The sequence below is a fragment of the Solirubrum puertoriconensis genome (assembly GCF_001483135.1).
Classification (GTDB): domain Bacteria; phylum Bacteroidota; class Bacteroidia; order Cytophagales; family Hymenobacteraceae; genus Solirubrum; species Solirubrum puertoriconensis.
Window position 1 is genome coordinate 481,438 of sequence record NZ_LNAL01000007.1, and the last position, 13,547, is coordinate 494,984.

Annotated in this window: 12 protein-coding genes; 6 read left to right on the top strand and 6 right to left on the bottom strand. The window is 59.7% G+C overall.

Annotated elements, in window-relative coordinates; translation table 11 throughout:
- The first annotated feature begins 46 nt into the window (after positions 1 to 46).
- The 3 genes from ASU33_RS12540 to ASU33_RS12550 all read left to right on the top strand — a co-directional run bounded on the left by ASU33_RS12540 (position 47) and on the right by ASU33_RS12550 (position 2,618).
- Positions 47 to 784 carry a GAF domain-containing protein gene (locus ASU33_RS12540; protein WP_078063095.1) on the top strand — a complete coding sequence of 246 codons (738 nt, stop codon included), beginning with the start codon at positions 47 to 49 and terminating at the stop codon, positions 782 to 784.
- Positions 785 to 939: 155 nt separating this feature from the next.
- Positions 940 to 1,497: a hypothetical protein gene (locus ASU33_RS12545; RefSeq protein ID WP_149867196.1), complete on the top strand. Its 558-nt coding sequence runs from the start codon at positions 940 to 942 to the stop codon at positions 1,495 to 1,497.
- A gap of 113 nt (positions 1,498 to 1,610) precedes the next feature.
- On the top strand, positions 1,611 to 2,618 hold the full coding sequence (locus ASU33_RS12550; RefSeq protein WP_059071176.1) for an alpha/beta fold hydrolase: 1,008 nt from the start codon (positions 1,611 to 1,613) through the stop codon (positions 2,616 to 2,618).
- Between the two features lie 52 nt (positions 2,619 to 2,670).
- Here ASU33_RS12550 and ASU33_RS12555 read toward each other — a convergent pair whose 3' ends face one another.
- From ASU33_RS12555 to ASU33_RS12570, 4 genes are all read right to left on the bottom strand, one after another.
- On the bottom strand, positions 2,671 to 3,111 hold the full coding sequence (locus tag ASU33_RS12555; protein ID WP_149867197.1) for a hypothetical protein: 441 nt from the start codon (positions 3,109 to 3,111) through the stop codon (positions 2,671 to 2,673).
- A gap of 73 nt (positions 3,112 to 3,184) precedes the next feature.
- Positions 3,185 to 4,540 (bottom strand): 4Fe-4S binding protein, encoded by a 1,356-nt coding sequence (locus tag ASU33_RS12560; protein ID WP_059071178.1) that lies wholly within the window; start codon positions 4,538 to 4,540, stop codon positions 3,185 to 3,187.
- A 168-nt stretch (positions 4,541 to 4,708) separates the two neighbouring features.
- A complete protein-coding gene (locus ASU33_RS12565; protein ID WP_059071179.1) occupies positions 4,709 to 4,942 on the bottom strand; it encodes a hypothetical protein in 234 nt (77 codons plus the stop codon).
- A gap of 7 nt (positions 4,943 to 4,949) precedes the next feature.
- Positions 4,950 to 6,293 (bottom strand): NAD(P)/FAD-dependent oxidoreductase, encoded by a 1,344-nt coding sequence (locus tag ASU33_RS12570; protein WP_059071180.1) that lies wholly within the window; start codon positions 6,291 to 6,293, stop codon positions 4,950 to 4,952.
- Positions 6,294 to 6,514: 221 nt separating this feature from the next.
- Here ASU33_RS12570 and ASU33_RS12575 point away from each other — a divergent pair, with 221 nt between their 5' ends.
- The gene (locus tag ASU33_RS12575; protein WP_149867198.1) at positions 6,515 to 6,934 is read left to right on the top strand and encodes a hypothetical protein; all 420 of its coding nucleotides are present in this window, start codon (positions 6,515 to 6,517) and stop codon (positions 6,932 to 6,934) included.
- A gap of 213 nt (positions 6,935 to 7,147) precedes the next feature.
- On the top strand, positions 7,148 to 7,852 hold the full coding sequence (locus ASU33_RS12580) for a carboxypeptidase-like regulatory domain-containing protein (RefSeq protein ID WP_059071182.1): 705 nt from the start codon (positions 7,148 to 7,150) through the stop codon (positions 7,850 to 7,852).
- Positions 7,853 to 8,069: 217 nt separating this feature from the next.
- Here the strand turns inward: ASU33_RS12580 and ASU33_RS12585 are convergent, their stop codons facing one another.
- Both ASU33_RS12585 and ASU33_RS12590 read right to left on the bottom strand, forming a co-directional pair.
- A complete protein-coding gene (locus ASU33_RS12585; protein ID WP_059071183.1) occupies positions 8,070 to 9,593 on the bottom strand; it encodes an APC family permease in 1,524 nt (507 codons plus the stop codon).
- Positions 9,594 to 9,688: 95 nt separating this feature from the next.
- Positions 9,689 to 10,669 carry a tetratricopeptide repeat protein gene (locus ASU33_RS12590; RefSeq protein ID WP_059071184.1) on the bottom strand — a complete coding sequence of 327 codons (981 nt, stop codon included), beginning with the start codon at positions 10,667 to 10,669 and terminating at the stop codon, positions 9,689 to 9,691.
- Positions 10,670 to 10,808: 139 nt separating this feature from the next.
- On the opposite strand from ASU33_RS12590, the gene ASU33_RS12595 reads away from it, so the two are divergent.
- Positions 10,809 to 13,544, top strand: a complete 2,736-nt coding sequence (locus tag ASU33_RS12595) for a hypothetical protein (RefSeq protein WP_059071185.1) — start codon at positions 10,809 to 10,811, stop codon at positions 13,542 to 13,544.
- Positions 13,545 to 13,547 lie beyond the last annotated feature (3 nt).

Below are 13,547 nucleotides of genomic sequence, written 5' to 3' on the forward strand. Positions count from 1 at the left end.
CTACACTGTCAAGCCTGCGTGTTGTAGTGAATCTTAATTCTTCCCGATGGCTTACGTTCAACCTACCTCACTGATACCTGATAATGAGCTCGACCGTTTGCGGACGCTGTATCATTATCAGATATTGAATACTACGCCCGAGAGGATTTTTGACGACTACGTAGCCTTAACTGCTCAGCTTTTCAACCTTCCGATTTCGCTGATTTCGTTGGTTGATAACGACGAAGTGTACTTCAAGGCCAACAGCGGCATGGACGGATTGCCGGCCACGCTGCCCCGCACCGACAGCCTGTGCTCGGCGGCCGTGCTCGAAGAAAACCCCGTCGTTTTCCCCAACCTCAGCCAGGAAAGCTGCAACCTCGTGAACCCGGCCGTGGCCGAATCGGCGGGCTTGCAGTGCTACGCCGGAGCGCCCCTGCGCATGCCCAACGGGCACAACATTGGTACGCTGTGCGTAATCGGGCGCGCAGCACGGCCGTTTACACTAGGCGAGGAAGACTTGCTGATGCGCTTAGCTAATCTGGTAAGCCTTTCCATTGAAGTGCGCGCGGCCTTTTTGCTGCACGAGCAAACCGAGAAGTGGCATGATGCGCAAACGCAATTGCAAAACCACTTGCTCGAGGCCTCTACGCTGGCCCGTTACTTGGCCGCCCGCACCAACGGAGCCGCTTACTTCAGCGAAGACGTGCAGCAAACCGTGGTGCGCCGCCTCGACGACATCGAGCTGGTACTGCGCCGGCACCTGGGCGCTGCGCAACACCATGCAAGCAACGTGCAGCTGTAGCCTTATGCAAAGCACCTAGCAGAACGTAGCGGTATATTCGACATTTTTGTCGCCTCAATTGTGTCGAGCCCCGGTGTGCCTGTTTCGAACCAGGCCACTGAGGCGGCTTGTCCGGTTGGGGTACCACCAACACTACTACTGCTGGCCCTTTCACTATGGGAGCTTTATTGGTTGATTTACTGCAGCGCGCCCAGCGCAACCGCCGGATGGTATCGGTGCAAACCGGTGGCGGAACGTTTCTGGGGTACGTACTCAGCTATAATCCCGAACTACTAATGATGCGCACCGTTACGCGGCAAGGCATGCTCACAAGCGTGCGCAGCATCAATCTGGGAGAAGTGTCGCAGGTGCACTTCGACGATAAGTACGTGCGCCTCATCGAGTTTAAAGAGCACAACCCCGATGCTGTGTTTGGCTTAGCCGCCGCCCCCGATGGCTTGGAGCATCAGTACCTAACCGTACCCGCGCTACTGCAAAGGGCCATGGAGGTGCGGCAGTTGGTGCAGCTCATTACCTCCTCCGATAACGACCCCTACGGCTACATCGTGCGCCTCACCGACGATGAGCTGCTGTTGGAGGCCTACACCACCTACGGCGACGCCGACGGCCACTCCGTGCTGCAAGTTGACGACGTGCGCAACGTGGTGTGGAGCGACGAAGACACCCGTACCATCGAGCTGCTGCTAAAGCAACGCGCTGCGGCAAGCCAGTAAGCTTCGTTGCGCCAGGTGTCAGCCAAGCTGGTTCGGGCCTTGGGTAGGTCGGCCATTGGGGCTGCCGGGCCGTAATGAGAGGGCAGGGGTTTAAAAGCCCCGCCCAACTCTCCATGAAGTACCTGCTCATATTGATGGCATGCTGGTTGGCCGTTGCGGCAAAGCCAGCGCTTGGCCAACCTGCGGCCACCATACCCAACGCACTCAATGCTACCCTCGAGGGTTACGAGTACCCGTACCCGGTTAAGTACCTGCCGTTGCGGCTTGAGGAGCAAGCGGTGCGTATGGCGTACATGGATGTGTCTCCTACCGGCAAAGCCAACGGGCGCACCGTGGTGCTGCTGCACGGCAAAAACTTCTTTGGGGCGTATTGGCGCGCTACCGTAGAGGCACTCAGCAAAGCCGGCTTCAGGGTGGTAGTGCCCGATCAGGTCGGTTTTGGCAAATCCGACAAGCCCAACATTCACTATTCCTTTCATCAGCTGGCCCGCAATACCAAGCGCCTGCTCGATACCCTAGGTGTTCAGCGGGCCGCGGTGGTGGGCCACAGCATGGGCGGCATGCTGGCCACACGCTTTGCTCTGGAGTATCCAAGCACCACCGAACGGCTGGTGCTCGAAAACCCCATTGGCCTCGAAGATTACCGCCGCGGGGTGCCCTTTCAGAGCGTAGATCAGGCCACGGCTACGGAGCTAAAAGCCACCGAAGAAAGCATCCGGAAGTACCATGCCACGTACTACCCGGCTGGCTACCCCAAGGCCCATGACCAATGGTTGTTGCCGCTGGCTGCCCAAACGCGCCACCCCGATTTTCCGCAGGTAGCCCTCGCAAGCGCCCTCACCTACGACATGATCTTTCAGCAGCCCGTTGCCTACGAGTTCGACCGCATACAGGTGCCCACGTTGCTGATCATCGGTCAGCAAGACCGCACCGTGGTTGGCAAAGGGCTGGTGAAAGACCCCAAGGTGCTGGTAACCCTAGGGCAGTACCCTGCATTAGGCAAACGCACTGCCGCCCAAATCAAAGGCAGCAAGTTGGTTGAGCTGCAGAAAGTTGGGCACATCCCTCACCTCGAGGCTCCGCAGCAGTTTCATGCAGCATTACTCGGGTTTTTGAAGTAGCAAAATTTGCTCGTGGTGCTGATCAATTGCTTCGGGCTAACTCGCCACCACCCTAGGTTAACCAATAAAAGCCCATTTGCCCCCGGTTAGGCATATCGTGAATGCGTAAGGGCGGAGCTGTTGGGCAAACATTAGCGCCCATGTATTCACGAATACACGTCTGTAGGGTAACTAGATGCTGGAATTCTGCCCTATTAAAAGCGTAGTCCCAGTAGGCATAGTATTGCAGCATAGTCACTAGTTCTGCATCGGCCGTACCGGTTTGCAACAAGGCGTCGAGCTGAGTAAGTACTAGCAATTCAGCCTCTGCGTCTAGCAAACCGATGCCTGTGAAGCATGACGGTTCAGCTAAGCTGTACCATTGAATAAATAAGGCTCGCTTCAGGGCTTCCTGATCGGTTTGGGCTGATGAGAGTTGCGCGTAAGCCTGATGGATAGCGCGGTAGTGGTCGAAAATGCCTCGTTGCTCAAGCTGAGCACCCATATCTTCCATGCGGCCGGTTAGGCAGTACACAAGCGTTAGCAGGTGCCTTTCGAGCAACGTCAGGTCGTCAAGGGTTAGCATGTCACGAAAGAATTCGCAGGCTCTCGGCTTGGATTAGTTGCGATGCTTGGTAACGGCCTTGGCGCGGTCCGTTCTCCAAGTTCAGCACGCCGCGGGGGCAAGCCGTGGCGCACATGCCGCAACCCACGCAAGCCGCCCGGATAATTGGCTCGCCGCGTTGGGCGTATTGCTTCACGTCGATGCCCATTTCGCACACGTTGGAGCAGTTGCCGCACGAAACGCACTGACCGCCGTTGGTGGTAATGCGGAAGCGCGAAAAATGCTTTTGCAGCAGCCCTAGGTAGGCGGCCATGGGGCAACCATAACGGCACCACACGCGGTTGCCCAAAATAGGGTAAAAGCCTACCCCCACCACTCCCGAGAACACCGAGCCGATAACGAAGCCATAAGTGCGCGAAAACTCATCGGAGAGCCGGCCCAGCAACGTCCCGCCTAGGTAGGTGTTCAGCCAAAGCAAGGCAGTCGTTACCACCACAAACCCCAGCACGGTATACACAATGCTCACCTCGTAGCGCCAGGCCCCACGGCGTTTGTCGCTGAGGTGGCGGTATGCGTCGCCGGCGGTTTCGGCAAGGCCGCCACAGCCGCACACCCACGAGCAGTACCAGCGCTTCCCGAAAAAGTAAGTGAGTACCGGAGTGGCCACTAGCGCCATTGCGGCGCCCCAAAACACCATGAATACACCTAGGGCCTGGCCATCGCGCACGAGGTACTCCACAGTGCCCGGAAACAAGTAGTCGTACTTTAGGGGCCAGAAGTAGCTGAAATAAAACTCCGGTTTTTGCAGGGCCAGCAGCAAGCCTGGCAGCAGCCAGGCAAAGCCCAGCTGAAAGAACACTACCGACAGCGTACGCACCCGGTGGTAGGGCGAGTGGCGGTACTTCAAGTAGGCCCGCGCCCCCATCAGCAGTACTGCTAGGGTGTAGAAAGTGCCGTACAGAAACCACTGATCGGCGGGCTTGCGGCGCAACGTTTGGCTGAGCCCATCGAGCGGGCGAATCAGGTTTTCGAGGTACTGCGGCCACCAGTAAAGCACAATGTAAAAACCCGTGAGGGCAACAGCGGTAAGCCAGGCCACCACACCGCGCGACGTGCTGCCGCGCTGCCACAAGTAGTTGTGGCGCACGCCTGCCGGGCCGCGGCCAAACTTAAGCCAGCTCCAACCTAGGGTGCCGGCACTCAGCAGCAGCAGCCCAAGCCAGAAAGCAGTGTCGCGCAGCAAGGTTGGGGCCACGGCAGCTACCGACAACCCCACCAAACCCAACGAAACAACGCTCAGCCACAGGCGCTCGGCCAGCGAGGTATCGGGCACGGGCGTAGCCAACGGTTGGGCAGATGTGGTGGCCAGATGAAGCATGTGATGTGGTAAAAAGCCGAGCAAGCGGTGTACGAACCAGCAACCAGGCCGGATTGCTAGCTGCCATCAGCCTGATGGGCAATGGCACCAGCTGCCGCTCGAGCAACCGATGATTAGCACCTAGGAACAGCAACCTGCAGCCTAACCTACCCAGCGGCGCCGTAAGGATTAGTGATGGTGATGGTCGTCGGGCTTGCCGTAGAGGTTGCTGAGCGAACCAAGCACGAAAAGCACCGCCCAGCACACGTAGAGCCAATAAAAACCTTGGGGGCGAGGCTGGTCGATCAGCATCAGAATTAGTTGGGCCGCTACACTCATCACTGCCCCCGTGAAGGCGATGTACTGCCACGCGTTGAACGCGGCTGGGTGATACAGCTTGCGGTAATCGGGTTTGTCGCTCATGAATGGGTTATACGGAAAGCAGGCGGGCAAGCAGGCCTTTGCGGCGTCGCAGGCGCAGTGGCGGTTGCTCGGGGTGCCGGGCGTTGTAAGCCGCAACGATGGCAGCTTCGTGTTCGGGATAAAATTCGGGGTCGAAGTTAGCTTGCCCTAGGTGCTCGAGCACGTACCGCACCGAAACACCTTGGCGCAACCAGGCGTCGCACGTCTCGTGGCGCAAGCGCAGCCCCATGCTGCTGATGCCAAGTAAAGTTTGGGTAGCATCGAGGCGGTAGTGCAGCCGCAAGGCGCAAGGAGCCGTAGCGTGCTGCCACCAAAAGCTGACTTCGCCGGGCACGGGTTGGGGCGGTACCCGGCCGTAAACCTGGTATTCCAAGGCAAAGAACTTCGCCGAGTTAAACCACGGTCCGCGGCGATAAGGCGTAGGCTGGCCACAGATGGTGTGGGCTACGGTTTCGCCCTGCATGCGGCCCGTGTACCACAACGGCTCAATGGCTGCTTCGCCGGCGGGTGGGTTGCGGCGCTGCGCGCAGTCGCCGGCGGCGTACACGTTGGCGGCCGATGTTTGCAGCAGCTCATCTACCAAAATGCCTCGCTCCGTGGCCAAACCGGCACCTAGGGCCAGCTCGATTTTGGGCTGCACCCCAGTGGCAATGCCAACCCACTGGCAAGGCAGCTCGGCCCCCGTGCTGGTGCGTACGGCCCGCACCTGTTCGGCCTCGTCGCCCAGCACCTCTGCCAGCTCAGTGTTATAAAGTACCTCAACACCATGGCGTTGCAATTGCTTGTGCACCATGGCGGCCTCCTCGGCGGGCAGCACCGAGCCCCAGTAGTGGGCGTCGCGCACGAGCATGGTTACGGCAATGCCACGGCTACGCAGCATTTCGGCCAGCTCAATGCCAATCAGCCCGCCGCCTACTACCACCGCTTGCCGCACCTTGGCGGTGGTGCGGGTCATGAGCTCTACATCCGGCAATGATACCAAGCCTTGCACGCCGCTCAAGTGCTGGCCGGGCCAGTTGTAGTACTGGGTGCCCGAGCCGGTAGCCAGCAGCAGCGAATTGTAGCGGAGCGGTGGGTGCCGCAATAAGTGCACCTGTTGGGCCAGTACATCAACGTGCGTAGCGCGGTCCTGCACAAGCTCCAGGCGGTTTTCAGCCCAATACCAATCTTCGTAAGGCTTGATGTCGATGGTGCGCAGGTGGCCCATGTAAAGGTACATCAGGGCCGGGCGCGAAATGTGGTGGGCGGTTTCGGCCGAAACAAGGGTGATGCGTGCATCAGGGCGCAGGCGCCGCACGGTTTGGGCGCAAGTAACGCCCGCAATGCCGTTGCCGATGATGACAAGGTGCATAAACGAAGGGGAGAAGTTCGAGCCGGAAAGTGTTGCCGGGCTTCGGCATGAACAGAAGCCGCAAGGCCCGGCTTTGGTTTGGCAAGGCAGTGCCGCAAACATACTCCGCTGCTGCCGTTAGCGAAGACGTGCAGCGGGTTTTGGCCGGGCTGCCAGCCTTGGCAAGCCAACGCGAATGCCGCCAGCGCGTAGAAGCTACCAGAACCTAACCGCTAAACCATATGCCTAATCCATTGAATTTTAACGTCGAGGGCACCGAAGGCGACGAAAACGAGCGCATCAAGCGCCAAAAAGACCAACCCAAGCGCGACGAGCAGCAAGAGCAGGAGCGCGACTTTGAGCAGGTTGTCAACAACAACACCGACGTTGATAAAGACCCCACGGCTTACCGCAACGCCGGCGCCCACGGCTACAGCCAGCGCACCGGCCAAATGGACCAGCTCGAAAACTTGCACATCGGCGGCAGCGATACCACTCCCTACGGCGGCAACGACCACGAAACCGACCCCGGCAAGCAGCAAGGGCCGGGCCACGAGGTGGAGGGCAGCTACGAGCTCGACTACGAAGCCAACCTGCGCACCCGCGAGCAAAAGTTTGGCGACAAAGAGCCCAGCGGCCCCAGCAACCCCGCACAGGATTAACCGCTCAGAACGTGTTAAATAGCAAGCCCCGGTGCCCTTGTGGCAGCGGGGCTTTTTTGTGGCCGAAATTCTTGTAGGAGTATTGCGGTATAATAGTATTTGCGCAATAAATTTAGGACGAGGACATGCTGGCCAAACCACAGTGCTGCTCGTATCTCATTGGTTTCTGCATTCTATTTCCCATCCTTCTTACCACCTACAGCTCAACTGCCTATGAAAGTTGATTACGAACCTACTAATACCGACGAGCAGAGCGAAATCGACGAGGAATCCTCGTTGGATTCGGGCAACCGCAAGCTTGGTATCATTGCTGGTGCAGTAGTGCTGCTGATTGGCGCCGCCATTGCCTTTGTGCCAGCCGAAAACCGCGAGCGGATTGCCAATGGCCAAATGCCCTCGTTTGAGCTAATGGGTGCCAGCGTGGTGGGCACGCGCGAGGCCGATGCGCCTACCGAGACCCCAGCTGCAACAGAAGCTCCGGCTACCGACGCGGCCGAAGCCGTAACGCCCAAAACGCCACCGAAACCAACCGCTAAGGGCAAACTAACTGCCGCGCCCGAAGCGAGCAGCTCGCAAGCGGTTGCGGAGGTTGCTACGGTTGCAGAGCCTGAGCCCGTTGCGGCGCCCGAACCTGCCGCCCCGGTTGTGGAGGAAGCCCCCCGCACGATTACGCTGGCTGGCCGCGTGCTCGATGAAAACGGCCGCCCCTTGGCCGGTGCTACGGTGTTTGTAAAAGGTACCCGCAAGTTTGTAAGCACCGACCAAAACGGGAAATACGCCGTGGAGGTACCTGCTGGCGACAATACGCTGGTGTACGGCTACGGTGGCTACGAAGACCAAGAGTTGCGCAGCCGCTCCGAGCAACCCATGAACGTTACGCTGATTCCGAGCGAAAACGCGGGCCGTCGTCGGCGCTAAGGTTTTAACAGCCTCCTAGGTACACGCCGCCCGCGCAACGCCAGTTTTGGCCGCGTGTGGGTGGCGTTCGGCTTCATAGGGTACGGCTGGCTGCCATCATCTGCCCGAGGCCTTGCTCACCTAGGGCAACAATCCCGCGAGGACCCATTAAAACGCCACGGCCGCTTACCCCAACTGGGGAAAGCGGCCGTGGCGTTTTATGCTTTGCTGCAGCTACCTAGGCGTGAGTTTCCTTGGAGGTTTTCTCAGCGGTATTGTTGGCAAAGCGGTGCCCAAAGAAGAAATACACCGGTACACCTAGGGCCACCAACAGCAGACCGCGGCGCGAAAACTCGGCGGTGGGCTCGGCAAACAACAGAATCAGACAGAACATGCTGGCCAGCAGCACATAAATAGCCGGCAGCACCGGGTAACCCCAAGCGCGGTAGGGGCGCGGCGCCTCGGGGCGCGTGCGGCGCAGCACGAAAATGCCCACGATGGTGATGACGTAGAACAGAATCACCGAGAACATTACGTAGTTCAGCAACTGCCCGTACGAGCCGCTCAGGCACAATAGGCAGGCCCACAGACACTGTGCCCACAGCGCCCGTGCCGGTACGCCAGCCGAGTTCAGCCGGGCCAGTCCCGGGAAGAAAAGGCCATCCTTGGCCATGGCAAAGTAGGCGCGGGCCCCCGAGAGAATGATGCCATTGTTGGCGCCAAACGTGCTGAGCATAATCAGCACGGCCAACACTACCGCGCCCGACGGCCCAAGCACGTGCTCGGCTACGGCGGTGGCTACGCGGTCGTCGGTGGCGTACATAATGCCGCGGCCGGCAATGGTAGTAGCGTCGGGCGAGCCACCTAGGGGCAGCACCAGCAGGTACACCACGTTGGAGAGGATGTACAGCGCCGTTACGATAGCCGTGCCGATGGCCATGCTGCGTACCAGCGTACGCTCGGGGTTTTTAATTTCTTCGCCGGCAAAACCGATGTTGTTCCAGGAATCAGACGAGAACAGAGAGCCCGTCATGGCCATGCCAATGGCCACTACCAGCCCACCCGTCGTGAGCGACTTGGGCAACCAACTCTCGCCGGGGGGCGGGAAGCTTAGCGACTGCCACATGTTTGAGAAGTTGGCTTGCACGGCTTCGGCATTGAGCCCGAGGGTAAGGCCACCCAGGATAAGCAGCGCCAGCGCCACCAGCTTGGTGCTGCCCAGCACGTTTTGGATGAGCTTGCCTGCGCGCACGCCACGGGCGTTGATGGCCGTAATGCCCACAATCAGCAGAATGGCGAGCAGCTGCACACTGCTGAACTCGAACGTGTACTCGCCGATGAAGGGCAGCGACATCGGCCCGGCGCTGAACAATACGTTCTTCACGCTAAACCACGGCACCAGCACCCCCGTGAACTTGGCAAACGCCACGGCTACCGCGGCAATTACCCCGGTTTGGATTACCAGAAACAGCGACCAGCCATACAAAAACGCGATGAGCTTGCTGTACGCCTCCTTCAGATACACATATTGCCCGCCTACTTTCGGGAACATGGAGGCCAGCTCGCCGTAGCTCACGGCCCCGGCCAACGTGATGACGCCTGTAAGCAGCCACACCACCAGCAGCCAGCCGCTCGAGCCTACCTGCCGGCCAATGTCGGCCGAGACGATAAAAATACCGGAGCCGATCATGCTGCCGGTTACAATCATAATGGCGTCAAACAGCCCGATGGCCCGTTGAAAGTGGCCTTGTTGTTCGCTCATGCAAATGGAGGAAGGTAGAAATGGGGCAGGAATATAGAGGTTTGGGTACAAAACCTTGCGTTGCTTGCTCCTAGGTTACGCCCAGCGCCAATTAACTATTTGGCAAGCGGAGCCTGAAAGCCGGCGCTGATGCGCTCGGCCGCTTCAGTATTGCCTAGGTCGGCGGCGCGCTGCCAATCGGCAGTAGCACCGGCAATGTTGCCGGTTTGCATGTGTAAGTCGCCGCGCTCGAGGTACAGCCAACCTTTGCTGGTTGCTTTAGCGGCCAGCTCGTCGTAGCGTTGCTGCGCTTGCGCCTGCTTGCCGCTCTTTTCGGCTACAAAGGCGCTAATCAGCTGCAGTTGCTCGTCGGCTGGCTTGAGCTTAAGCGCCTGTTCCGCATCCTGTTTCGCTTGGGTGGTGTTGTTGGCAATCAGCTGCAACAGGGCCCGGTTGGCATAGCCGTATGGGTCTTTGGGATGGCGCCGAATTTGCTCGGCGCTGCTGAACTTGGCCTCGGTGTACCGGCCAGCAACCATCTGCACAATGCAGCGGTACGTCCAAACTTCATCCTCGTTGGGGCCAAATTCAACGGCTTTGTTTAAGTCGAGCAATGCACCGGGCAGGTCGTTGGTGTACAGCCGGCACACCCCGCGGCATAGAAAGACAAGCGGCTGCCTCGGATGCGTGGTGGCAGCCTGGTTTAAATCGGTTAGGGCTTCGGGAAAGCGCCTCAACTGCATGTAAGCCGCCCCGCGCGAGGCCAGCAGCAGCCCGTCGTTTGGGGCGAAACGCTCGGCCTTGTTGTAGTCGAGCAGGGCTGCCTCGTGTTCCTTGAAGAACATTCGGCACTCGGCTCGCAAATACAAATAGTTGGGGTTTAGGCTATCGGTTTGCAGCAACCGATTTAGCTCGGGCAGGGCCTCGGCGTATTCTTCCTTAATCAGCTTGCGTTGCAACGCTGGCTTGACCGCTGACAGAGGATTAGAAAAGCGTTGAGCGGCGGCGGGCAACGCAAGTCCTAGGCCGATCATCAGCACCAACAGCCTGCTTAGGGTAAAACGCAGCAAATAATTGGGCGTAACATTCCAACGCATAGTCAACGGGTAGGGGAGGCGGTAGTGTATTCCTGCAAAGGTATGCCGCAGGCGTAGCGGCTACATGGGCTACGCTCAACTTTCGGCTACCGTGCCCCGAATACCTACCTTTGCCGCCGTTGTTCCTGATTGTTACTGCATGTCGCAACGCCTACTGGTATTGTTTTCGGGATTATTGCTGCTGTCGGCGTTGGCATCGTACGTGTACTACCGCCGCGCCGTAGCCAGTACTCCCGTCGACTTGTGGGCGCTTGTACCCGAGGATGCCGTGCTGGTAACCGCCACGCACGACCACCGCACACTGGTGCGCCACCTCAAGGAAACGCAGCTCTGGGACAACCTGGCCACGCTCAGCTACTTTCAGCAGGTAGAGGAGCACGTTGCCTTGCTCGATAGCCTCGGCGGCACACGCAATTCGGTGCTCGGCTTTCTGGGCTCCAAAACGGTGCTTACTTCAGTGCACGTAACGGGGCCACGGAGTTTCGATTTGCTGTTTGTGGTGCCCGTGCGCAGCGTGCGGGAGCACCGGCAGGTGCGCACCCTAGTGGAGGGCCTAGGTCGCGATGCGCGGTTTCAGGTAAGCCAACGCAATTACGAGGGTGCCCAACTCACGCAAATTCGGCAGCGCAGCACCGGCGAGGGTATCACCTATTTTAACTACCGCAACACCTTGGTGATGAGTGCCAATGGTGCTTTGGTTGAGGCCGTGGTACGCCGCACCGAGCAGGCGGAGCAACCCACGGTGGCCGCCGAGTTTGGCGACACCGACTACCTGAAAATCAAAGGAGTGGATGCGACGCTGCTCGTAAACTACCGGCAGCTGCCACCGTTTTTGGAAGTGTTTTTCCGGCCCGAGCTACGCTCCGAGTTTGAGGCCGTAGCCAGCCTCTGCGACAAAGGCATGCTGCAGATGAAGCTGACGAGCAACCGCGTGTTGTTCAACGGTTTCTCCAACCCCGAGCGGGCGGCAGGCTCCTTGCACCAGCAGCTCCGTACCCAGCCAGCGGGGCGTTTGCGCATGGCCGATGTGCTAAGCAACCGCACGGCCGTGTTGCTGCACATGGCCGCCACGCCGCAAGCCTTGCGCACCGCAAGGGCGCGTGCCAACGCCGATACGTTGGCTGCTGCGCTGGTAGATAGCACCACCGCTACCCTCGACGCGGAAGCCGCCCTATTCTACCTGGCTACACCCTCGGCCCGCGTTACGCCCGGCCGGTTGGTGCTGGTGCGCAGCCGCAACGCTGCCCGCACCGCCCAGTGGCTGGGCTTGCTACGGCGGCGCACTGGCACTAGCCCCAGCTTTGAGCGGGTAGGGCAGTACCAGCTGCACCAAGCGCCCATGCCGCAATTAGCGCAGCGGCTCCTAGGGCCGATGATCGGGGCTGGCGCACCTGGTGCTGGTACGGGTGCTACTGCGATGGTGGGCGACTACCTGGTGCTGTCGGAAGATGCGGCTGCGCTGCGCACGTACTTGGCCGACGTAGCCGCCGACCAGGTCTGGAGCCGCTCGCCTTCGCAAGTGGCTTTGCTGCAGGAAAATACCCCGCTGGCCCGCCTTAGCTTGCTGCTTGATACGCGCAACACCTGGAACCTGCTGCTGCGGGCCCTGGTGGAGGAGCGCCGCGCTGGCCTACTCCGCAACGAAACCCTGTTCAAGCGCTTCCCGCAAGTGGCGCTGCAGTTTGCCCCTGCCGATAACGGGCAGTACTACACGCAGTTGGTGCTGCGCCACCCGCCCGTAGGCCCGGCTATAGCCTCGCCGCAATCAAAGGATGGCAGCACCAGTAGCCTGAGCTTCGAGGCCGGCCTTACCGACCTAGGGCCGGTGCTGGTACCAACCACGGGCACCCGCTCGCCGGCTACCGTGGTGCAAGACCGCAACGGCGCCCTGCACTATATCACCCCCGATAACACGGTTGCCTGGTCCGACTCGCTTGGCGCCCCACTGGTGACCCCGCCGGGTTTGCTGCCAAGCGCGTTTGGCCCGCGCCCAGGGCTGCTGTTTGCTACGCCCAACCGTTTGCACCTGCTCGACGAGCGAGGTCAATCGGCGGCGCTTTTCCCCTTCAACCTACCCGATACCGTGCAGTTGGCCGGGCTTAGCAGTTTGCCCGCCGCCGAAGGGCAACCCACATACCTGCTGGCCGCCGACCGCTACGCCAACTTATTTCTCTTTAATACCCGCGGCAATGCCCCTGCGGCTTGGCAGCCCAAGCGGCTCGATTTTGCCCTGGCAGCCGCCCCGCAATTGCTACGGGTAGGGGGGCGCGTGGTGGTGGTAGCTCCGCTCGAAAACGGCTATATTTTCGCCTACGACCTCGAAGGCAATACCTTGCCCGGCTTCCCGATCAGCCTGGGGGCACGCCTGCACACGGCTGGCTTTGTGGAAAGCGGCCCCACCTTGCGGCGCACGCGCATTACGCTTGTCAACCAACACGGCGAGCTAATCAGCTTCAATCTTAGCGGCGAGATTACCCAGCGCCGCCGCCTTACTACCTGGAGCCGCACCAGTACCTTCCAAGTAATACCCGATCAGGATAAAACGCGCTTTGTGGTGCTGCGCGATGATGGCATGGGCCGCGTAACAGTGTTCGACGCCAACGGCCAGCGCCTGGTAGAGAAGCGCTTTGTTACCTCAGCCCCAAAGAGCTGCCAGGTCTTTAGTTTCGAGGAAGGCCGACGCGTTCTGGTGCTTTCCGAAAGCGGCCCTGGCAAGGCTTATATTTATGACACCCAGTACAAACTGGTAGGCGGGCAGCCCTTCGATAGCAATGCCGCCAATGTGGGCCTCACGTACGATGCCAGCGTTGGTATTTACCAGCTCTACCGCATAGTGGGCAACGAGCTGCGCCGCACCGCCCTACGCATGAACTGACCT